At 68.9% G+C, this 21,123-nt stretch carries 19 protein-coding genes; 3 read left to right on the forward strand and 16 right to left on the reverse strand.

Annotated features, from left to right (window positions below):
* A partial coding sequence (locus V7E09_RS07625; RefSeq protein ID WP_324523220.1) for a sterol carrier protein domain-containing protein occupies positions 1-390 on the forward strand: 390 nt, incomplete at its 5' end.
* A gap of 7 nt (positions 391-397) precedes the next feature.
* Here the strand turns inward: V7E09_RS07625 and V7E09_RS07630 are convergent.
* On the reverse strand, positions 398-1,324 hold the full coding sequence (locus V7E09_RS07630) for a PfkB family carbohydrate kinase (RefSeq protein ID WP_324523221.1): 927 nt from the start codon (positions 1,322-1,324) through the stop codon (positions 398-400).
* A gap of 274 nt (positions 1,325-1,598) precedes the next feature.
* Between V7E09_RS07630 and V7E09_RS07635 the strand changes: the two genes are divergently transcribed.
* Positions 1,599-3,605 (forward strand): glucose PTS transporter subunit IIA, encoded by a 2,007-nt coding sequence (locus V7E09_RS07635; RefSeq protein WP_324509489.1) that lies wholly within the window; start codon positions 1,599-1,601, stop codon positions 3,603-3,605.
* Between the two features lie 147 nt (positions 3,606-3,752).
* Positions 3,753-4,622 carry a PRD domain-containing protein gene (locus V7E09_RS07640; protein ID WP_324523222.1) on the forward strand — a complete coding sequence of 290 codons (870 nt, stop codon included), beginning with the start codon at positions 3,753-3,755 and terminating at the stop codon, positions 4,620-4,622.
* 25 nt (positions 4,623-4,647) lie between these two features.
* On the opposite strand, the gene V7E09_RS07645 is transcribed toward V7E09_RS07640, so the two are convergent.
* The 15 genes from V7E09_RS07645 to V7E09_RS07715 form a co-directional block, all read right to left on the reverse strand.
* Positions 4,648-5,274 carry a hypothetical protein gene (locus tag V7E09_RS07645; protein WP_324509487.1) on the reverse strand — a complete coding sequence of 209 codons (627 nt, stop codon included), beginning with the start codon at positions 5,272-5,274 and terminating at the stop codon, positions 4,648-4,650.
* 53 nt (positions 5,275-5,327) lie between these two features.
* Positions 5,328-6,410 carry an SGNH/GDSL hydrolase family protein gene (locus tag V7E09_RS07650; RefSeq protein ID WP_324523223.1) on the reverse strand — a complete coding sequence of 361 codons (1,083 nt, stop codon included), beginning with the start codon at positions 6,408-6,410 and terminating at the stop codon, positions 5,328-5,330.
* Positions 6,411-6,572: 162 nt separating this feature from the next.
* Positions 6,573-9,551 (reverse strand): FAD-binding and (Fe-S)-binding domain-containing protein, encoded by a 2,979-nt coding sequence (locus V7E09_RS07655; RefSeq protein ID WP_324509485.1) that lies wholly within the window; start codon positions 9,549-9,551, stop codon positions 6,573-6,575.
* Positions 9,552-9,621: 70 nt separating this feature from the next.
* A complete protein-coding gene (locus V7E09_RS07660) occupies positions 9,622-11,163 on the reverse strand; it encodes an OmpA family protein (RefSeq protein WP_324509484.1) in 1,542 nt (513 codons plus the stop codon).
* A gap of 67 nt (positions 11,164-11,230) precedes the next feature.
* Positions 11,231-11,872, reverse strand: a complete 642-nt coding sequence (locus V7E09_RS07665; protein ID WP_324509483.1) for a hypothetical protein — start codon at positions 11,870-11,872, stop codon at positions 11,231-11,233.
* Positions 11,873-11,952: 80 nt separating this feature from the next.
* Entirely contained in the window at positions 11,953-12,180 is a 228-nt protein-coding gene (locus V7E09_RS07670; RefSeq protein WP_324509482.1) for a hypothetical protein, read from the reverse strand.
* A 123-nt stretch (positions 12,181-12,303) separates the two neighbouring features.
* The gene (locus tag V7E09_RS07675; protein WP_324523224.1) at positions 12,304-12,939 is read right to left on the reverse strand and encodes a response regulator transcription factor; all 636 of its coding nucleotides are present in this window, start codon (positions 12,937-12,939) and stop codon (positions 12,304-12,306) included.
* Positions 12,940-12,958: 19 nt separating this feature from the next.
* Positions 12,959-14,110, reverse strand: a complete 1,152-nt coding sequence (locus V7E09_RS07680) for a sensor histidine kinase (protein ID WP_324509481.1) — start codon at positions 14,108-14,110, stop codon at positions 12,959-12,961.
* Entirely contained in the window at positions 14,103-15,014 is a 912-nt protein-coding gene (locus V7E09_RS07685) for a type II secretion system F family protein (protein WP_324509480.1), read from the reverse strand. Before V7E09_RS07685 ends, V7E09_RS07680 begins: the two co-directional genes overlap by 8 nt.
* On the reverse strand, positions 15,011-15,940 hold the full coding sequence (locus tag V7E09_RS07690; RefSeq protein ID WP_324509479.1) for a type II secretion system F family protein: 930 nt from the start codon (positions 15,938-15,940) through the stop codon (positions 15,011-15,013). The genes V7E09_RS07685 and V7E09_RS07690 overlap by 4 nt, the downstream gene beginning before the upstream one ends.
* A 1-nt stretch (position 15,941) precedes the next feature.
* Complete coding sequence (locus tag V7E09_RS07695; RefSeq protein ID WP_324509478.1) at positions 15,942-17,258, reverse strand: CpaF family protein; 1,317 nt, start codon at positions 17,256-17,258, stop codon at positions 15,942-15,944.
* Positions 17,255-17,605 (reverse strand): TadE/TadG family type IV pilus assembly protein, encoded by a 351-nt coding sequence (locus V7E09_RS07700; protein ID WP_324509477.1) that lies wholly within the window; start codon positions 17,603-17,605, stop codon positions 17,255-17,257. The genes V7E09_RS07695 and V7E09_RS07700 overlap by 4 nt, the downstream gene beginning before the upstream one ends.
* The gene (locus tag V7E09_RS07705) at positions 17,602-19,167 is read right to left on the reverse strand and encodes an AAA family ATPase (protein ID WP_324509476.1); all 1,566 of its coding nucleotides are present in this window, start codon (positions 19,165-19,167) and stop codon (positions 17,602-17,604) included. The genes V7E09_RS07700 and V7E09_RS07705 overlap by 4 nt, the downstream gene beginning before the upstream one ends.
* Positions 19,164-19,892: a Flp pilus assembly protein CpaB gene (gene cpaB, locus V7E09_RS07710; protein WP_324509475.1), complete on the reverse strand. Its 729-nt coding sequence runs from the start codon at positions 19,890-19,892 to the stop codon at positions 19,164-19,166. The genes V7E09_RS07705 and cpaB overlap by 4 nt, the downstream gene beginning before the upstream one ends.
* Positions 19,889-20,677, reverse strand: coding sequence for a hypothetical protein (locus V7E09_RS07715; RefSeq protein WP_324509474.1), 789 nt, complete (start codon positions 20,675-20,677; stop codon positions 19,889-19,891). The genes cpaB and V7E09_RS07715 overlap by 4 nt, the downstream gene beginning before the upstream one ends.
* Positions 20,678-21,123 lie beyond the last annotated feature (446 nt).

The raw sequence follows: 21,123 nt of genomic DNA on the forward strand, positions 1-21,123 counted from the left end.
CCATTGGAGTGGGCGCTGGCCGACCCTCGGACGGTCACGACGACAGCCGTCGGCGACTTCACGTGGCTGCGTGTGCTGGACACCCCCGGCGCTTTGACTGCGCGCGGCTGGGAGACAGACGGGAGCGTCGCATTCAGCGTCGTCGACCCGCTGGGCTTCGCTGCCGGGACATGGCGGCTGACGGTGTCCGGCGGCGTCGCCGACGTGGCCCCCCTGGACGCCGCCACGGTGAGCGTCGACGTGACGGCCCTGGCCTCCCTCTACTTCGGCCTGGTGGACGCCCGCACGCTGGCGGCCTCGGGGCTGATCGACGGGCCGAGCGCCGACGTGGATGCCCTGGCTCGGCTGTTCCGGACCTCCGTTCCGCCCTACAACCTCGCCGGATTCTGAGACTGGCTCAGACGATCGAGGTCGCGGCGTCGAGCGCTGCGACCTCGTCCGGTCCTGGCGCGTAGGCGCCCGCCCGCCCCACGGTGATGGCGCTGGTCAGTGCCCCCTGTCGTAGGGGCAGGGCCACGTCCTCCCACCGTGCCGATGCGAGCCGGGCCCGAGCATCGGGGCCACCCAGCAGGCCCGCCATGAACGAATCGCCCGCCCCGACGGTGTCCCCCACCTCGACGGCGGGCGCCGCGACCTCCAGGCTGGCGTCGTCGTGGGCCAGCCGCGCCAGCGCGCCACGTGCCCCCCGGGTCATCACCACCAGGCTCGGGCCCAACGTGGACCAGACCCGCAGCGACTCGGCGGGATCGACGCCCGGGTAGAGCCACGCCAGGTCCTCGTCGCTGGCCTTCACCACGTCGCTGAGGGCCACGAGCGTCTCCACGCGTCGCCGGACGTCCGCCCCGGACCCCATGATCGCGGGCCGTGCATTGGGGTCGTAGGAGACGGTCGCCCCCTGCCGTAGCCGGGTGATCTCCTCGACCACGGCGGAACCCCCGGGCTCAACCGTCGCGGCCAGGCTTCCGGTGTGGACGTGCCCGACTCCCTGCGCCGGCAGCGGGGGCAACTCCCAGGTGAGCTCGAACGTGTACCGGGCGTGACCGTCCGCGTCCACGTCGGCGAGCGCGATCGGGGTCGCCGGCGCACCTGCGGTGCCTTCGACCACGCGGACCCCCGCCGCGGCGGCGAAGTCGGCCAGTCGCGCACCCCGCTCGTCGGCGCCCCACCAGGACGCCAGGTAGGTCGGCACCTGCAGCGCCGCAGCGCCCGCCGCCACATTGAGGAGGCTCCCGCCCACGTGCTCGGAGTCCTCCCGCCCGGGGCGTCGCACCACGTCAATGAGCGCCTCTCCGACGCAGAGGATCGCCGACTCGGTCGTTGTCATGGCGTCACCCTAACGGGCCCATGGCGGTCCGCTCACCCGATCGCGCGATCACCACCGACAGGCCGCGCGGACGCCACGCACCCGCCCCGTCGCCTACGACCAGAGACCACTTTCCGTGGGTCTCGCGTCGTGCTATGGTCGCACTTGAGCTTCCGCTCAGCAGGGTTGCTACCCGATCCCGGGGCAAGACCTGAGTCACTGCACAGTACGTGCGGCGTCTCAGGTCTTTTTTGCGTTCGGGGCCGGGACGGAAACACGACGACAGGAAAGATCCATGACATCCAATCCCACCCGATCTGCCGCGCAGGCGATCGTCGAGGAGGTGGGCGGCCCCGAGAACATCGAGAGCCTGACCCACTGCGCCACGCGGCTTCGCTTCCAGCTCCGCGACGCCTCCAAGGTCGATGCGGCCAAGGTCGACCAGATCCCCGGCGTCATGGGGGCCGTTCCCCAGAGCGGGGATCGCTTCCAGGTCGTCATCGGCGGCGCCGTCCAAAGCGTCTACTCCGACATCATGAACCTGCCGAGCATGTCCGGCGCGGTCGCTGCCCCCTCCGACGCCGACATCAAGGCCGCGGCCCGCTCCAAGGCCCGCGGCAAGGTGTGGTGGATCGACGCCTTCTTCGAGTATCTGTCCGACTCGTTCCGCCCGCTGCTCGGCGTGCTGCTGGGCGCCTCGTTGATCATCGCCTTCGCGGCGGTCCTGGACGCCCTCGGCGTCGTCGACTTCCGCGCCGACGACAAGCCCGCCACCTGGGTGTTCGTCGACGCGATGTGGCGCGCGGTGTTCTACTTCCTGCCGATCATGGTCGCCTACAACGCGGCCAAGAAGCTCAACGTCGACCCGTGGGTCGGCGCCACCATCATGGGCGCGCTCATGACCCCGAACTTCATCTCGCTCAGCTCCGCCGACTCGGGCATCCCCGGCGTCGTCTGCCACGTCAACCAGACGCTGGGCACCAGCGAGTGCGTCGCGACCGTCTTCGGCCTGCCGATGCAGCTCAACGACTACGGCGGCCAGGTGTTCGTGCCGCTGATCATGGTCGCGCTCCTGGCGCCGCTGTACCGCCTGCTGAAGAAGATCTTCCCCGAGAACGTTCAGATGGTCTTCGTGCCGTTCCTCTCGATGGCGATCATGATCCCGATCACCGCCTTCCTGCTCGGCCCGCTCGGCATCTGGCTCGGCAACGGCCTGGGTGGCGGCCTCGCGTGGCTCAACACCAACGCGCCCATCGTCTTCGCGATCATCATTCCGCTGATCTACCCGTTCCTCGTCCCGTTGGGCCTGCACTGGCCGCTGAACGCCCTCATGCTGGTCAACATCAACACGCTGGGCTACGACTTCATCCAGGGCCCCATGGGCGCATGGAACTTCGCCTGCTTCGGCGCCACCGCCGGCGTGCTCGTGTTGTCGATGCGCGACAAGGACACCCAGATGCGACAGACCGCCACGGGTGCCCTGCTCGCCGGTCTGTTCGGCGGCATCTCCGAGCCGTCCCTCTACGGCATCCACCTGCGGTTCAAGCGGATCTACCCGCGGATGCTGGTCGGCTGTCTGACCGGCGGCCTGATCATCGGCATCCTGGGCGCCACCAGCGGCGGCGTGAAGACGTCCGTGTTCGCCTTCACCTCCCTGCTGACCATCCCCGTCTTCAACCCGATGTGGATCTACGCGATCGCCGTCGCAGCCGCCTTCTTCGTCGCGATGGCGCTGGTCATCGTGTCCGGCTACAAGGATCCGGTCCCGGCCGCCTCCACCACCTCCACCCCTGACTCCGTGACGTCCGAGGCCATCCCGGCCGCCGCGGCCGAGGCGCTGACGGGTGTCCAGGTCGTGATCGGCGCCCCGGTGGCCGGCATCGTGGTCCCGGTCACCGACGTGGACGACAAGGTCTTCGCCTCCAAGACGCTCGGGGACGGGGTGGGCATCCAGCCCACCGAGAACCAGGTGTTCTCCCCCGTCGCCGGCACCGTCGCGACCGTCACCAAGACCGGTCACGCCTTCGGGATCAAGACGACGACCGGCGTCGAGGTGCTGGTGCACATCGGCATCGACACGGTGCAGATGAAGGGTGACGGTTTCGAGGTCGCCGTGAGCAAGGGCCAAACGGTCGAGAAGGGCGACCTGCTCGCCACCGTCGACTTCGACAAGGTCCGCGCCGCCGGTTTCGACACCACCACGGTGGTGACCGTCACCAACACCAAGGCGATGACGGCTGTCACCCCGATCACCGGCGAGACGGCCACGGTGGGCGCGCCCATCATCGACGTCACGCGCTGATCTTTCACGCGAGGGGCCCGCACCCGGTGGGGCGGGCACCTCGCGCCGCCCGGGGCGTGCTTCGACACATCCCCATCCGCCCAACTACCGTGGGGAAGCAGCGACGACGCCCGCATCCCCACGAGTCCCGAACGAGGTGAACCGACCATGTCCGAACGTGTGGCGAGGGAGACGCAGGGCATGACCGTGCTCCGAGTCTTCAACAACAACGTGGTTCTCGCACGCGACTCCTCCGGTGACGAGGTCATCCTCACCGGACGAGGGCTCGGCTTCCAGGCCAAGGCAGGCACGGCCGTGGATCCCGCCAAGATCATCCGGGTCTTCGTCCCCAGCGACGGGCGTGACCCCGACCACCTGGCCCAGCTCTTGGCCGGCGTCCCCCCGGAGATGATCCAGCTCGTCTCCCGGACGCTGCCCGACCTCGCCGACTCCGACCGCATGACCCACAGCGCCACCCTGGTCATCGCGCTGGCCGACCACCTGAACTTCGCCACGCATCGCGCCGCTCGCGGGCTGACGGTGGAGTACCCGCTGCGCGCCGAGGTGTCCCACCTCTACCCGCACGAACTCCGTCAGGCCCGCGACCTGCTCGCCGCCGTCAATCTCCACCTGGAGCAGCCGCTGCCCGAGTCGGAGGAGGTCGCCCTCGCCCTCCATCTGGTCAACGCGGGCATGGCCAGCGGCGACCTGACCTTCACCTACCGGATGACGGGGGTCATCCACCAACTCGTATCGGTCATCGAAGCCGAGTACGGCCTAGACCTGGGGCACGACTCGGTCAGTGTCGGCCGGTTCATCACGCACCTGCGCTACCTCTTCGTCCGGGTCAGCCAGCACCAGCAGCTCGCCTCGGAAAGCTCCCCGATCAGCGACGCCATCCGCGCGACCTACCCGGACGCCACGATCGTCGCCGAGCGGCTGGCCGGGATCATCGAATTGCGGCTGGGCGATGAACTGACCTCCGACGAGGTCTCCTACTTGTCGTTGCACGTGGCCCGCATCGCGGAGAGCCGCTGACGCCCGGCGGGCATCGCAACGTCGGCTACTTCGCCTCCACGGCCGCCACCAGCCCATGCAGCAGGTCGGCGGCCTCGGCCGGGTCGGCGCCGATCTCCGAGAACGCCACCAGGTAGCCGTCGCGCACGAAGTAGGCCTGGGCGCCGCTCAGCCCCACGAACGCCCCGCCAACCGATGTCTGTGTGAAGGCGACGACACCGGGGGACGCCGATGCCAGCGGTTCCACCTCATACGTGATGGTTTGTCCGTTCACGGTTCGGGTGTCTCGGGCGCAGTCGGGGATCGCCCGAGCCAAGGCGTCGAGGACCTGCCGAGCGGCGTCGGGGCCGATCGACCGAACCGTCTGGCTGACCTCCACCCCGTCTGGCCGGGTCCGGCGTGACAGTTTTACTGCCTCAGGGGTGACCGGCTCCGTGTTCACCCCGCAGATCGTCTGCCCGAAACCGTCGCTGCTCACCGGCCCCCCGGCCTCCCAGGTACCCCCGGGCATCTCCGCCACCGTGAGCATCAACTCTTGGACGCGGTCGCCCGACACGGCAGGACTTGCGGTGGGCGGGTCCGGTGAGGGCTGTGTGCACCCCAGGGCCAACACCAGGACCAGGCCCGCCAGCGCAGCCCGCGGGGCGCCTCTGCGACGGGACCGGTATGTCATGGTGGCCAGTCTGGCACCCCAGCCCCAGCACCGGCCTGGGTGGGCGACCCCCATCAGCGTCCCCCGGTGAGGATCTGCTCCCACACCAGTCCGGCGGTCGCATCGTGTCCGCCTTGGTTGGGATGGAACGACTCGGAGTCGCCCCAACCGACCAGGTCGTTGATCCAAGGATCGCTGGAGCCTGCCCGGTGGTCGTATCCCTCACCGACGTAGGCCGATGTCGGATCCACCCATTCGACGCCCAGGCGCTCCGCCATGTCCGAACCCGCCGTGTTCAGTTCCCGCGCCATCTCATTCGCCCAGCGCTGCTCCTCGAGGCTCATGGTGGTGAAGAACCCCTTCTTCAGATCCCTCTGCTCGGCAAACATCTCCGGATACCCGACGAGGATGATGCGCGCATCCGGGTGTTCGGCTCTGAGCTTCGCCAACTGCTGCTCCAGAGTGCCCGGCTGATCGCGGGTTCCGTACACGCTCTGAAACCGAGATCGGAGCGCGTCGCTGTCTTCGCAGCCCGACCCCGCGAGTCCTTCCGTAATGCACGCCTTCACGACGTCCGCGAACCCCACATCATTGCCGCCCAGAGACAGGGTGATCAGCGAGGCGTCCTCGGGGACGTTGTCGAACGGAGCCGACGCATCGGCCGGCTGCGGGGAGGCGTACATCTGCGGCCCCTCCCCCGCGTTGTCGAGGTGGTTGTCGGAGTAGAGATCCGACACGATCGCCCCGGAACAGGCCTCCGAGGCGTAGTCCTGAGAGGCGAAGGCACCTCGTTGTCGCGCCAGCGCGAAGACCTGTGCCTGATAGGAGCTGCCGGATCGGTGGCACTCGTTGGGGGCCGTCTTGGTCGTGGTGTCCGTAGCGGGATCGTAGGAGAAGATGCCTTCCCCCGAGGCGAACGAATCCCCCCCGAACCAGGCCGACCCGGCGGTGGCTCGCTCGTACGGCGTCTGCTCGTGATCGTCGGGCGTGCCCCCGGCGTCGGCGCAGCCGGGCAGTTGCAGGATCTGACACACGGCGGAGCCGAGGCTCGCGCTCACCGAGGCGGGCGTGAGGGCGAGAGCCACGCCAGACACGAGGAGGGCGGCGATCACCGCAACTGCCACGTAGGACAGCCCCGAGGCTCCCCGTTCGCGCATCCCCTCACCTCCGGCGCAGCGGTCACTTCCAGCGTTTGGCCAGACGCTATCCGCCGGCCGCGGGCACCCACGAGGGCCCTGGGCCCCAGCGGGGGCCCAACGAACGCAGCACGCGGTCAGGCTTCTCGGTGGGCCCGTGAGGACGTCGCCACAGGAACCCGCTCAGCGCGTTTGCCGCTCCAAGGTGACGATGATGGACTCATAAGGTTGCCCCGTCGCATGCTCCATCCCCAGTTCACACGTGCGGTTGCCCGAGGCGAAGCTCACCTGCCCCGCGACCGGCTCGGCGAGGCGCGCCTCCACTTGGGCGACCTCCTCCTGGGTGGCGGTGGCCGTGAGCTCCGGATGCAGCATCCCCCGGTCTCCGGCGAAGGCGCAGCAGGTGGCGCTGATCGGAACGAACACTTCTTGCGACACCGCACCGGCCAGCGCCCTGAGGTCTCCGGTGATGCCCAGGGTGTTCATCGAGCACGTCGGATGCAGGACGGTCAGGCCCAGCTTCCGCGCCTGCGGCAGGTCAGGCAGCAGCACTTCGTTCGTGTACCGCAACACGTCGACGATCTGGAGCTTGCGGTGCTTGGCCAACCGTTCCGGATCCAACAACTCGGCGATGTCGTGGGCCAGCCCCAGCGTGCAGCTTGACGCGTCCACGATGATCGGGAGGCGTCCCGCGTCGCTCCAGCGCCACATCCGGTCCAGCACCTCGGCCGCCATGATGACGTTGCCCTCCTCCAGGCCCTTCGAGTGCCACACGGTGCCACAGCACATCGAGGCCAGGTCGTCGGGGATCCAGATGGCATGCCCGGCCCTGGCGGCCAACGCCACGAACGCCTCCGAGACGGTCGTGGGCTCCGAGGCCGCCCGCGAGGCCCCGAAGATCCGGTTGATGCAGGCGGCGAAGAACACCGCTTCGGCGCCGGCGCGCTCCGTCGGCGGCAGCGCGGGCGCGGGCCCGGGCAGTTCCGCGACCCAGCTCGGCACGAGTTCCTCCCCGCCGATCCGGCGACCCAAAGACGTGATCGCGGACAGCCCACGGTCGCCGATCACCGGACGGATCGCCTTGGCGGCGAACAGCGCCGACCGGCCGGCTATCTCGGCGATCCCCCAGTGCTTGGCCAGCGTGACGCCGACGCGCTGAGCCAGAGCGGGGACGCCGTCGCGACGCAACTCCTTCATCACTCGCCCGGTGTCGATGTCCACGGGACAGGCGATCGAGCACGACGAGTCGCCCGCGCACGTGTCGACCGCCTCATAGGCGTACTCGTCGATGATGCGCTCGGCGACCGGACCGGTGTGTCCCTGACGGGCCAGTTCCCGTTGCAACACGATGCGCTGGCGCGGCGTCGCGGTCAGGTGCCGCGACGGGCACACCGGCTCGCAGAAGCCGCACTCGATGCAGGGGTTCAGGTGCGGATGGATCGCCGGCATGGACTTCAGCCCGTCGAAGGCCGCCTCCGGATCCTCGTTGAGGAACACCCCCGGGCCCAGCAGCCCGGTCGGGTCGAGGGCGCGCTTGACCCGCCACATCATCGCCACCGCGTCGGTTCCCCACTCGCGGACGATGAATGGCGCCATGTTGCGGCCGGTGCCGTGCTCCCCCTTCAAGGAGCCGTCGTAGCGGTCGACGATGAGATCGACCAGTTCCTCCATGAACGCCCGGTAGGCGCTCAGGCGCTCCTCATCGGTGGCGTCCAAGTAGAGGTAGAAGTGCAGGTTTCCCGCTGACGCGTGCCCATTCACCGCTCCCAGGAAGCCGTGCTTGACCAACAGCGCCTGCAGGTCTCCGACCGCCTCGGGCAGCCGCTCAGGAGGCACCACCACGTCCTCGGTGATCAAGGCGGTGCCTGCCGGGCGGGAGGCACCGATGGAGGGCAGCATGCCCGAGCGGAGCCGCCAGTACAGCGCCGCGCGTCCGGCCTCCCGGGTGGTGAGGGGCTCGCCCATATCGATGACCGTCGCACCGACGATGTGCGCCACATCCGTCTCGAACCGATCCAGGGTCGCGTCATCGGTGGCGCGTCGCTCGGTCAGGATCGCCGCATCCGTCGCGTCCGGGGCCAGATCGTTGATCCATTGCGGCGTCCCGACACGCCCCTGCAACGACCGCAGGGACGCCGTATCCATCAACTCCACCGCCTGAGCCTCCACCCCGTTGAGGGGTGCCACTACCGCGGCGGCCGCGGTCACGTCAGGGAAGCGGAGGAAGGCGGTGGAACGCCGCGGTCCGGTCTCCAGCGTCCGCCACGTCGTCTCGACGATCGCCGCCAGCGTGCCCTCCGAACCGACCAGGAGCAGCGGAAGAATGTCGGCGGGCCGCTCGGCGTCCAAGAAGGCGTCGAGCCGGTATCCGGAGGTGTTCTTGATGGAGAACTTGCGCCGGATCAGGGCGGTGAGCCCCTCATCGGCCCGGAGGTCGTCGCGGATCGTCTCCAGCGCCGCATACAGGTCGGGCTCAGCGTCGCGCAAGCGCTCGTCGGCATCCGCGGCTCCGGTGTCGACGACCGTTCCCGACGCCAGGACGAGGGTGACCGCGTCGATCGTGGTGTAACTGTTGTAGCGCGTCCCCGCCGTCATCCCGGAGGCGTTGTTGGCGAAGACCCCGCCGATGGTCGCGGCCGATCCGCTCGCAGGATCCGGCCCCAGCACGCGCCCCTTCGGGGCCAGCAAGGCGTTGGCCCGGAACAGGATCACGCCTGGCTGGGAGCGCAGCCGCGCCCCCTCGTCGAGCACCTCGATGTCGCGGAAGTGCTCGCGCATGTCGATCATCACGTCGTCGCCTTGGGACTGCCCATTGAGGCTGGTGCCCCCCGCGCGGAACGTGACCCCGCGCCCGGCCAGCCGGGCCGCCGCCAACACGGCGACGAGTTGCTCGGTGTCGCGCGGCCGCACCACGACACGCGGCAGCATCCGGTACGGGCTGGCATCGGAGGAGTAGCGCACCAGGTCGCTGGTCGAGGTCAGCACGTCCTCGGCGGCGAGGAGCCGACGCAACTCGGCGACGAAGGAGTCCTCACCGGCGGAGAGGACCTGTGTGCCGAGCGCGTCGGGCGCTGGTGGCGTCGGGGCGTGACCCAGGGCACGTCGCGCCCGGCGCGAGACAGGAGGGGTGGAGGGGGTTGAGGTCGACGTCACGGCTGACATGCCTCCATGCAAGCACACTGAGCAGGCGAAAGCGCCCGCTTTTTCGACCCCGCCGTGACGAACCGGCCACTCACGCCGGGGGAAGGATCGTCACCCGCCGGTTGGCCGCCTTGCCGGCGTCGGTGTCGTTCGAGGCGACCGGCTCACGCTCGCCCTTGCCCTCGACGGCGAACGAGTAGCCAGCGCCGAGCAGGGGTCCCAGCGCATCGGCGACTGCCTGGGCCCGGCGGCTGGACAGGTCCTGGTTGGCCGCATCCGAACCGTCAGAGTCGGTGTGCCCCGTCACGGTCACCACGCCCACACGTCCGGTCGCCTTCACTTTCTCGGCTGCAGTGGCCAGCACCTGCTGGGCATTCGCAGTCAGGGTCGCCTGGTTGTAGTCGAACAGCACGGTGGCGTCCAGATCGAGTTGGTCCCCCGAGGTGGTGATCGCCCCCTCCTTCATCACGAAGCGCAGGTCGACCGTGTTGCTGGCGATGTTGTCGGGGGTCGCCTCCGCTAACGACTCGGCAGGGATGACGGGCCAGCCCGTCCCCAACTCCGGGATCTGCTGATCCGACGTGGGAGTCATGAGCCCCTCGCTCACCGGCACATCCTGGATCAACTGGTTGGCCACGATCACGTCCACCGACGTGGTCGACGCCTCCAGCGGGGGAAGCACGCCCCAGCACACCAGCGCGTTCGGGTTCTCGCCCTGGGTGAAGGCGAACCGGTCGCACGACTCCTTGAGGTGAGGACCGCCCCCGCCCAACAACTGCAGACCCCGCATCGAGGGCCAGTCGATCACCTCGACCGTCGAGGTCAGGAAGCCCAGATAGCTGGAGGCGTTGCTCAACGAGCCGCCTTCCCCACCCCAACTGGAGAACCGGACCGGTGCCACGCCCTCGGGGAAGACGGCCGAGTAGTAGACGACCGTGGCATTCTCCACGCGTCGCACGCCGTGGACGGTCAGGATCAGGCTCTGGTCGTGCTCGCGATCGTTCTTGTCTCCGAAGACGGCGCGGCCCAGGATCGGCACATCCGCCGATCCGGCCGGAACCGCAGCGGCCCCCCGGTCCACCGTCACCCTCAGGGGCGAGGCGATCAACGGGGTGGAGACCTCCACCTCCGAGACACCGGCCGGCAGCGGCGCGTAGACCGCGAAGGTCGAGTGAGGGTCCGGGACGACCGTCGAGATGAGGCCGGCAACAGGCCTACCCCAGGTTCCGGTCAAGACGCTGTGTTCGGCCACCTCGTAGTCGACGCCGCCGACCGACAGCACCGGAAGGTTGTCTCGCCGGTTCGGCCCGTACACCTGCTCGGGATAGCCGGAGAGCGTCAAGGTGGGGTGGGTCACGACGTACTCGAGCCGGGTTGCGGACTCCGTACTTCTCACCGAGAACACATGGAAGGTCCCCCCGGCCAGTTGACCGACCTCGATCGGGGCGCTCGCCACCGGGACGGGTTCCTGCGCACCAGCCCGCACCAACGCGGACGCGGCTGCGCTCGCCGACACCGGAGCCGAGGTGCCAGGCCCATCCGGACCGGTGGTCGGGGAGGTGGTCGCCGTACACGCCGCCAGCCCGAGCGCCGCGATGACGAGGGCTATCAGGGTTGGAAACCGGTGGGACACGCTGCTCCTTCGGGGTCGGCGGAGTCGACCATCACCCTACACACGCGGGATTTCGGCCGACCTGCTCTCAGGCGCTCAACGAGGCCGTGAACAGAGCCTTGATCTCCGAAGCAGAGATCGTGATCGTCACCTTGCGGGTGTTCGGATCGACCTTCACGGGCACCGTCAGCTCGCCACACGTCGCCACCCCGGAGAAGCTGGGGGCCTTGGTCGGCGTCGCAGTGGGGCTGGGGGTCGCGGTGGCGGTCGGAGTGGGGGTGGCGACGGGAGCTTGGGGAAGGACGCAGGCGGCGAGCCGTTTGCCGATGCTGGCGGTGGCGACCGCGACTTCCCGTGATCCCGACTCCAGCACGGCCTTGCTCCTCACCTGGACCTCGATGCGGTCCTGGGAGGCCGAATAGTGGTACCCGACCAGGGAGCCGCCGTTGCGGGTGGCGAAGTCGCCGGCGGCGCCCTGCCCGGCCCCCCCGGCCGGCAGGGCGCCACCGTTGACGAGGCCGGACAACCAGTCCGGCGAGTCATCGATGGTCTGATAGGCGCCAGCCAGTGCCGCGGCGTCCGCGCCCACCTGGAGAGTGCCGCCCTGGTCTTCCGCCTTGGCCACGCGTTGGGTGTAGAAGAACGCGACTCCCAGCAGCAGCACGCTGACGGCGATGACGATCGCCGTCGTCGCCGCGCCTGCCTCACTCCTTCGCCCGTGGACCACCATGGCTGAGCACTCCCCTTTCGAGACCACTAGCAAGACCGGGAGGGATGAGCCCAGCGTGGCCTCATCCCTCCCCGGGAGGTTTAGCTATTGCCCCCGGTGATCTTGCCCACGGCGGACTCCACCGCGTTAGACAGGCTGTCGATGTTCACCGCGCCGACGATGCCGACGACGATGAGGGCTGCCAGCACGACCATGCCGACGTATTCCAGGGCGTCGGCGCCGCGCTCACGGCGGGTGACCAGAGTGCTGCGCACTGCGTTGAGGACGAGCTCCGCCTTGACCGCGGAAGCGAGCATGAGGTTCGACATGTGAGTCTCCTTCAAGTCTTGCGGGCCGGTTGCCCGTGTGTTGATAACCAAAAACCTACGGGTCGGGCTACGGGATCCGTAGGGCCGTGGGGCCCAGTCCGGGCCCAACCCCAGACCCGGGCCTCATTGCGGGGCAGTCCCCAGCCAGGCAGCGATGGCCTGCCCCCGATTGGTGGCGTCCAACTTGGTGAAGATCTGGTTGATGTGGTTCTTGACGGTCTTCTCCGTGAGGAACAACTCCCGCGCGATCTCGCGGTTGGACCGGCCCTGTGAGATCAGGTCCATCACCTCTGATTGACGCATGCTCAACCCCCATTTGGGGCCCCGCTCGTGAGCGGTCGGCGCCGTCGGGGTGCCGCTGCCCATCATGGCCACCAAGGCCGGACCGCTCAGTGCCGCCATGCCCGCGGCGGCGCTGCGCACCGTGGCCGCCAACGAGTCGGCGTCGAATGTGCCGTGGACGAGATACCCGGTGGCTCCAGCGGCCATCGCCTCGCGCACCACGTGGGACTCGTCCGAGAAGGTCAACATCAGCACCCGGGAGCCACCAGCCAGGTCCGCCACGATCGACAGCCCGTCCCGCCGAGGCATGCGGACATCCAGCAGGACGATGTCAGGTTCAGTCTCACGCGCCAACTGCAGCCCCTCCTCCCCGTCGCCGGCCTCGCCGACCACCTCGATACAGCCGTCCAACTCCAGCAGTGTGCGGACGCCGCGTCGCACCACGGCGCTGTCGTCCACGATGAGTGCCTTGATCATGTCGCTCACAACGTTCTCCTCACTCGACCTCGATAAGCCCATGACGCGGGGCCACGAGTTGCACCGTGGTCCCCCACCCGGGCGTGCTTCTGAACTCGGCCCGTCCGCCTACCTTCGCCATCCGCTCCGCCATCCCCCGGCGCCCGTAATGGCCGCCCTCCTCGGCCTCCCGAAGCCGGTCGCCGTCGATGCCGACGCCGTCGTCGACCACCGACACGACCACCCAATCCTCGGTCCCCTTCAAGGCGACCCGAACCAGCGAGGCCCGCGCGTGGCGCCGCACGTTCTCCAGGGCTTCCCCCATGGCCATGAGGATCTCGTAGCGCACCAGGACGTCGGTCACCTCGGTGGTCTCGTCTACCTCGCTCACCAGCGATATGCCCGTGGCCGCCTCCCATCGCAGGCACAGCTGGATGAGCATCTCGGGTAGGGAGTCTCCCTCCGGTTCCCGGCGCAGATGGGTCATCAGGGCCCGGACGTCCTCGATGGCCTGGGCGCTGAGTTCACGGATCTCACCGGCGCACTCGACGGCTCCGGCGGGGTCCCGTTCGATCATGATGGGCAGCGCCGCTGCAGACAGGTGGACCGCCTGCAACGACTTGGCGACGGTGTCGTGCATGTCCCGCGCCAAGCGCGTGCGTTCCTCCCCCGCAGCGGCGACCGCGACCGCGCGCTGGAGGGCATCGCGGGCCCGTTCCTCGGAACGGGCCGCCTCCGAGATCGCGAAACCGAGCCACCACAAGACGACGAAGCCGAAGGGCACCGCCAGCCCGGCGACGCTCGACGTCGTCGTCGCCCAGAACACCTGGTGCAGCAGCACCAAGACGGCGACCGTGCTGAAGCCCACCCACGCCGAGGCCCACAGGCCGACGAGCAGCGCGGACGTCATGAACGTCAAGACGAACGGGCTGTCGCCCCCCGACAGGACGGTGACCACGGTCAGCAGCAGGGTGTCCAGGAAGACGAGCCACGGGTGCCGGGAGACGAGGTCCTCCCCGCGCCGGGACACCAGCAGCCACCACGCGGCCACGCCGATCAGGATCTGCCCCACGAGCGCGGCCGGGGAGATGGTGGACAACGTGAGGACCACCAGCAGCAGCGACACCAATCGCACCACCAGCGCCACCCGGGTCACCTGCAGGGAGACCCCCTCTGTTGGCCCCTTAGTCACCGAGAATCGCCCCGAAATCGACTCCGGTGCCCAGGATCAGACCCACGACCACCAGGATCAAGGTCGCCGGGACCATCGCCATGGTGGTGATGAGCGTGATGCGCGGGGTCACCCGGACCGCTCGCTGCAGGGCGCGCTGGGCGGCGGCCCGCCGCATGTCGAGCGCGATCTGGTTGAGGGAGTCCACCAGGGGCGCGCCGAGTTCCTCGGCTTGGAGATAGGCGGTGACGAACTCGTTCATCGCCTCCGAGCCGGACCTCTCGCGGAGGTTCTTGAAGGCTGACCTGAGGCTGGCGCCGTTCTCGATCTGCCGCAGCGACGTCGTCACCTCCTCTCCCAACGGTCCGCCGAACCTGCGAGCGACCGTCGCCAGAGCCGCCCGGAAGCCTGTCCCTGCGCTGACCGTGACGGCGAGCACGTCGAGGAAATCGGGCAAGTCCCGGTCGATACGCTCGCGGCGCCGGCGCGCCAGCGTGGTGAGCCGGATCATCGGCCACATGACCGCCAGCCCCACCAACGGGATGACCCACAAGACGAACCCGGATCGGATGTAGAGGAAGCTCACGGGGATCGCCACGATCAGCAGGCCCACCTGCTGCGCCATCACACCGTCGACCGTCATCCCGGGCGGGCGCCCGGCCAGGTCGATCTGGCGCTGCAGCCGTCGGGGAATGGACGCCGGCAACGAGCCCTTGATCAGGGGCACGAACCGCGCCCCCAGCCGGGACAGCACACTCGCCTTGGTCTTCTCCTGGGAGGCACCCAGAACGGAGGCGTCCATCAGTTCTTCGGGATGCACATCCTGCACCGGGTCGTACCGCCACGCCCGGATCCCGACGGCGGCCAGCCAGACGGCCAGCGCTGCGACGATACCGGGGATCGCGCCCACGAGGAGGTTGATCATGGCTCCACCCGCGCGATCGCCCTGATGGCGACGTATCCCCCGCCGAACAGCACGCCGGAGGCGATGAGCGCCGCGATCCCCAAGGGGGAGCGGGTCATGGCGTCGACGGTGCCCGGCTGAATGGCGTTGAGCAGAAACAGCAGGCCGACCCCGATGATCAAGATCGCGTTCGCGGTGACCATCGGGGCGCTCAGCGTGGTCTGGATCTGCCTGCGCGTCTCCTTGCGCTGCTCCAGGCTGTCGGCGATGCCGCGCAGGGCGGTGACCAGGGACCCGCCGCTGCGCGTGGAGACGACCAGCGTCGAGATCAGCACGCCCGTCTCGCGTGAGCGGACCCGCTCACGGAACTCCTGCAGGGCGGCCTCCACGGATGCTCCGAACCGGAGCCGGTCGGTGATCCGGACCAGTTCCGTGCGCACCGGTTCTGCCAGCTCACGGCTGGCGACCCCGAGCGCGGTCGGCAGCGACAGACCGGCATAGGACGCGTTGGCGAGCACGCGGGCCAGCTCGGGCATCTGGGCGACGATCGCTTCCTGCCTGCGCTGTTGCGCCTGCTGCAGGTAGGCCCGCATCAGGAAGAAGGCCAGCACCAGGCCCAGCACCGCGAGGATCGGGGAGAGGAAGTGCCAGATCACCCACGTCGCGGCGATGCCCGCGGCCAGTGTCGCGACGGCCACCACGAGCGGGGACAAGGCCATGCCCGCCAGATCGAGTTCGCGGGCGAACCAGCGCCCCAGCCGGGTACGGCGAAACCTGTTGTCCCAGGCCCTGATCGTCGAGGCCGCCTGCCCGCTCCCGCTCTCCATCTCTGCGCCCGCGATGAACCGGCGGCGGTCGTTGGCCAGGGCGAGGAGCTCCCGCACGCCCACGAGCAACAGCAGGACGGCGGCGCCCGCGGCCAGCGGGATCAAGGCGTGCAGGTTCACCTCACACCACCCAACTGAGGTGTTCGGGATGCGACTCCGCCAACCGCCGATCGAGGTCGCTGGGCAGTGGATGGTGCACGAACTCGCCGCGTCCCCCGCCTCGGTGCGCGCCCCGCCAGCTCGCGACCGACTCCAGCCGGAAGGCCTCGTGCCGCCGCGAGGCGACATAGGCCACCTCGGACACCCGCCTGGCCCCGTCCGCCCCGCGCCCAAGCTGGACGATGAGATCGACCGCCGAGTTGACCTGATCGCGTACCGCCTGGAACGGGATCTGGACGTCCGACATGGTCGCCAGCGTCTCCAGCCGGCTCAAGGCGTCCTCCGCGCTATTGGCGTGCACGGTCGTGAGGGATCCCTCATGCCCCGTGTTCATCGCCTGCAGCATGTCCAGCGCCTCCCCGCCGCGACACTCACCGACGACGATCCGGTCCGGGCGCATGCGCAGCGAGTTGCGCACCAGGTCGCGGATCGTCACCTGCCCTCGTCCCTCCGCGTTGGGCGGCCGGGTCTCCAGGCGCACCGTGTGCGGTTGAGCCAGGCTCAGCTCGGCGGCGTCCTCGATCGTCACGATCCGTTCGCCGGCACCGATGAAGGAGGACAGGGCGTTCAGCATCGTCGTCTTGCCCGAACCGGTGCCGCCCGAGACCACGATGTTGAATCGGGACTCCACGCAGGCGCGCAGCAGGCTTGCGAGCTGTTCGGTGATGCTGCCCCATTCGATGAGCCGCGCCAAGGAGATGTCCTGGGGGAACAGCCGGATGGTGACGCTGGGACCGTCCAGCGCGAGCGGCGGCAACACCACGTTGACGCGGGCGCCGCGCGGCATGCGCGCGTCGGCAGGGAGTCTCGCGTCCGCCATCGGGCTGGACTCGTCCACGCGCCGGTTCACCGTGGAGACGATGCGGTCGATCGTCTGCATGAGCTGCTCTTCGCTGCTGAAGGCGCCCGGCCAACGCTCCAGCACGCCGGCCCGCTCGACGTAGATCGTCTGGTGGCCGTTGATCATGATCTCGCTGACCGTGGGGTCGGCCAGGATGGGCTCCAGGACGCCGAGGCCCACCGCCTCGTCCACGACGCGCCGGATCAACTGGTTGCGCTCCGCGGTCGACAAGATGACGCCCTCGCGGGAGACCAGGTGCGCGATCACCCGCTCCAGCCGGGCACGGCGCTGGTTCGCGTCGAGCTTGCTGAGCTCATTGAGGTCGACCTCCTCCAGCAGCAGCCGACGGAAGGTCATGATCAGGCCGTCGTCCTCCGTCTGGACCTGGCTGACCCCCGGCTCGGCACCGACGAAGGACGCGTAGCTGCGGCTCGTCATGGATTTGCTGGCATGTCGACGGTCCGCCGGACCGAGCCGAAGTCGAGCATCGGCAGCACCGACGGCGTCTTGACCTCCACCGTGTAGGAATACCCGCCCGACACCTTCGACCCGGTCACCGACATCGGCTCCAGGTTTCCGGGCAACGCCTCCTTGGCCGCGGTCGTGGGGTTGCGCCCCAGCGACGCGGCGCGCGCGGCGGCCCGGGCCGCGTCGTTGGTGGACACGGTGGCCCAGCCCACGAGGCCGAACTGCAGGGCGATCATCCCGGCCAGCAAGAGGAAGGGGAACGCGCCGACGAACTCCAGGGCGGCTGTGCCACGTTCGCGCTTCGACGACGTGCTCATGACGGCTCCCTCACCACGGTGACGCTGGAACTGAGCTGCGGGATGAAGGAGGTGCCTGCGGGTAGGTCCAGCGTGACCCGTATCACCCCATCTTTGCCCGTCACGACGACGCCCTTGCCGAAGGCCTCCGGGAGAGTCGCCCGGGCGGCGGCCTGAGCCTTGGTGGCGCTCCCGGTGATGGCGAACTCCCGCGCCGCCTCGGTGGTCGCCTGGCCGAGGAATGCGGCGCCCAGCCCCACCACCGCCACGTGCCACATCAGCACGCCCAGGCCGAGTGCCAGGGGCAGGATGCCGACGTGCTCCAGCGCGGTCGCGCCCCGGTCACGGCCTCCCCGCAACCACGGCCTTCTGCGTGTCCGGCTCGCAGGCTCGGGCGTCACCGGCTCCTGCAGGGCCCGGCGAGCGGGCTGGGAACCGATCTTGCTGAGTTCTTCGCGCACAGAGGTCATGAGCTTCCACCAGTTCGTGTCGGTGACGGCTTGCGGGTCGCGTTCGTTGACGGCGGGCTCGAGCACCCGGGTGGACAACGGGACGTGGGTGGCCAGCACGGTGGCCGTCGTGAGCTTCGGGACGGCATCGGGCGGGAAGATCGAACTGCGGTCCACTTTGTTCACCAGCACACGCAGTTCCGCCTCATGACGCACCCCGAGCGCTTCCCAGGCCAGAATCCGCTTGCGCATCGCCCGCAGGGTCAAGACGTCCGGGGTGGTGACGACGACCGTCTCGTCGGCCAGTTCGATCGCCGCACCCTGCGCCGGCGACACGTAGCCACCGGCATCGAGGACGATGAGGTCGAACCCGCGCCGCAGCAGCGCGACGATCGCGCGCAACGACTCCGGGGTGACCGACTCGGACTGCCGGACGTCGACGGGGGCGAGCAGCAGGGAGATCCCGCTCTCGTGCTCGATGAGGGCATCGCTTACCGTCGTGGCCGACAAATCCTGATAGACCTTCGCCAGATCGGCCACCGAAACTGACTGACGGACATCCAACAGGGCGCTGACGTCCCCCTTCTCCACATCCAGATCGACGACGCACACCCGCTCGTCGGGTTGCCTGGTGTGGTGGTCGATCGCCAGGTGCAGCGCCATGGTGGTGGTGCCGACGCCGCCCTTGGCACCCACGAACGTGACCACCTGACCGCGGTCGCGCTGCGCGGCCTGCGCGGCCCCCTCGAGGATCCGGCGCATCTGACGCGACCAGTCGACCGCGTCCTGAATACGGGAGGAGAAGTCCTCGAAGGCGAACGGGTAGGCGACGACGCCGCGGGCCCCCGCCTCCAGGGCTCGGATCACGGTGCTGGTGGAGCGCTCAGGCGATATCTGGATGACGGCAGCTGCCGGGTGCCTGCCGGTCAGATCCCGGATCACGGCGATCGCCGGTTCGGGTCCCAGGGCGTCGTGCAGGAGCACGAGGTCCGGCTCGAAGCGTGCGACGTACTCGGCCAGCCGTGCGGTGTCGGTGGCGACCGCCTCGACCGTGAAACCGGACAACTCGTCCAGCAGCGAGCGCAGATCCGATTCGAGGTTCTCGTTCGCCATCCCGATCACGACTTTGCTCATCGGTTACCCTCCGGAATCGCCTGCCCGCCGAGTTTGCTGGCATCGAACGTGTCGGACTCGTTGGTGCGGTTCACGCCCACGTCGGAAGGGAGCGCCACCAGCCGCACCTCCTGGGCAAACGCCGACGCGTAGGTGATGGACAGCGCGGCCTCCGGTTCCACGGCCAGGGTGACCGGGATGACCTCGCTCTCACGCGTTCCGTCGGAGTTCTGCTGGGTCACCGTCTGCTGCCCGGCGATCGACACGATGCGGACGTTCCGCTGCAGGATGCGCACCTGCTTCGGTAGCCCGGGCACATCCCCGAAGACGGCGTAGACGTCCACGCGGTCACCGGGGCGGACGCGGCCCGCGACGCCGGTCACCGGATCGACGTTGATCGCCAATTCCCGTTCGGTCGACGACAGCGACGAGTTCGGAATCAGCATGTCCGAACTGATCGTGGTACCCGCATTGACCCGAAAACTGATGCGCCGTCCGGTGAGTTCACTCAGGCCGACGATGGAGGACTCTGAGACCCAGCGACGAGGGACTTCAACAGGCTCCAAAACATCGGCCGACAACGGGGTGTAGGGATCGATGGGCTGCCGGGCCTGATAAACCGTCACCCGCTGACCGACCTGGCTGTTCACATTTGCCACGAAAGTCGACACGGCCACAAACGTGCCCAGGGCAACCAGAAGGGCGACGGCCATGAACAGCAGCCCTCGACGTTGACGCGGATTCACGGCAGATCACTCCTCGGGGGCAGGACATGACAAAAGGGGCAGGAGACCTGATACAGGGGCTGGCCGCACACCCGGCACGCCACCGTGCTGGTCGCGGGCATCGGCAGCGAACGGTCATGAATGACGAATTCGCACCCCCGGGCACCATAGATCGGCTTGATCGGTGCAGGAACGGGAAGCTTCACCAATTGAAGACCAGGAAAACAGGCCATCAGCGGCTCGGGGACGTCGTCGTCGCAGGCGACGAGGAGGTCCCCGCTGGTCGGCGCCCCGGCGAGGGGCGTCCCGGCGGTGTGGATGCCGGGATCGGGACCCGCGAGCACGACGAACCGGGGGCCGCCGGGAAACAGGGACCTGACGTACTGCCCGACGCGAGGGCCCGGCCGGTCGACGGCGGTGACCGATGTCAGCCAGGCGCCGCTCCAACACGAACTCCGCAGCGCGTCGAAGAGCGCGATCTTGGCGGTCGGCTCGGCGTCGACACCGGCCAGGAGCACCCCATGGGCGAGAGACGCGACGGCGTTGGCTTCGGTGGTGCGTGTGGCGACCAGCACGTCACGTCGGGCTCCGGTGACGACGTTGGCGACATACCCCAGCGCCCGCCGATGAGCCGGACGAGCGACGAGTAGCAGTGATCGGACACGGGCCCGCAGCATCCAGCGCACGAGCTCTGGCCCCGCCTGTGCCCCCACGACAAGGGTCGCCGCGGCCGCGGTGTCCGACGGCCACGGCGTCACCGCATCAGGGTCGAGAGCGGGATCCACCCAGGCGACAGCCAATTTCACGGGCGAGCTCCTGTCATGGGGTGAGCGAGGGTGCAGGTCACGTTACCGCCGGACGGCGAGGGAACGGGATGTCCCCCTCCCCGTCCAGTTGTTTCGCGCGGGCAAAATCGGAGCCTGGCGCCCGTGTCTACAGCACGCATGCCGCGTGAGAACATGGTGCCCGTGCGCCCGCGAAAATCCCCCAAGCGACGACCGCGTCGTGACCACCGCGCCGTTCGCCGTGCACAGAATACTGCGTCGACTATCTTGGCGGTAAGCGGTGTCACGCTGGTGACCATCGGAACCATCGCATGGGCAACACCGCGGCAATCACCGGAGTTGTTACAGCGCGCGGTGACGCATTCTCTCCAAGCGACACCATGGTTCGATCCGGGCGCGACCATCTTCACCACTCCCCTGCCCGACGGGAGCATTCCCGCCCCCGAAAGGCTGGATTGCGTTGTCCG

This window comes from Propioniciclava sp., assembly GCF_036744435.1.
Lineage (GTDB): Bacteria > Actinomycetota > Actinomycetes > Propionibacteriales > Propionibacteriaceae > Propioniciclava.

Bases quoted from the DNA above. Each gene is read 5' to 3' on its own strand.
- V7E09_RS07630 (WP_324523221.1), bottom strand. From the start codon at position 1,324: ATGACAACGACCGAGTCGGCGATCCTCTGCGTCGGAGAGGCGCTCATT.
- V7E09_RS07635 (WP_324509489.1), top strand. From the start codon at position 1,599: ATGACATCCAATCCCACCCGATCTGCCGCGCAGGCGATCGTCGAGGAG.
- V7E09_RS07640 (WP_324523222.1), top strand. From the start codon at position 3,753: ATGTCCGAACGTGTGGCGAGGGAGACGCAGGGCATGACCGTGCTCCGA.
- V7E09_RS07645 (WP_324509487.1), bottom strand. From the start codon at position 5,274: ATGACATACCGGTCCCGTCGCAGAGGCGCCCCGCGGGCTGCGCTGGCG.
- V7E09_RS07650 (WP_324523223.1), bottom strand. From the start codon at position 6,410: ATGCGCGAACGGGGAGCCTCGGGGCTGTCCTACGTGGCAGTTGCGGTG.
- V7E09_RS07655 (WP_324509485.1), bottom strand. From the start codon at position 9,551: ATGTCAGCCGTGACGTCGACCTCAACCCCCTCCACCCCTCCTGTCTCG.
- V7E09_RS07665 (WP_324509483.1), bottom strand. From the start codon at position 11,872: ATGGTGGTCCACGGGCGAAGGAGTGAGGCAGGCGCGGCGACGACGGCG.
- V7E09_RS07670 (WP_324509482.1), bottom strand. From the start codon at position 12,180: ATGTCGAACCTCATGCTCGCTTCCGCGGTCAAGGCGGAGCTCGTCCTC.
- V7E09_RS07675 (WP_324523224.1), bottom strand. From the start codon at position 12,939: ATGATCAAGGCACTCATCGTGGACGACAGCGCCGTGGTGCGACGCGGC.
- V7E09_RS07685 (WP_324509480.1), bottom strand. From the start codon at position 15,014: ATGATCAACCTCCTCGTGGGCGCGATCCCCGGTATCGTCGCAGCGCTG.
- V7E09_RS07695 (WP_324509478.1), bottom strand. From the start codon at position 17,258: ATGACGAGCCGCAGCTACGCGTCCTTCGTCGGTGCCGAGCCGGGGGTC.
- V7E09_RS07700 (WP_324509477.1), bottom strand. From the start codon at position 17,605: ATGAGCACGTCGTCGAAGCGCGAACGTGGCACAGCCGCCCTGGAGTTC.
- V7E09_RS07705 (WP_324509476.1), bottom strand. From the start codon at position 19,167: ATGAGCAAAGTCGTGATCGGGATGGCGAACGAGAACCTCGAATCGGAT.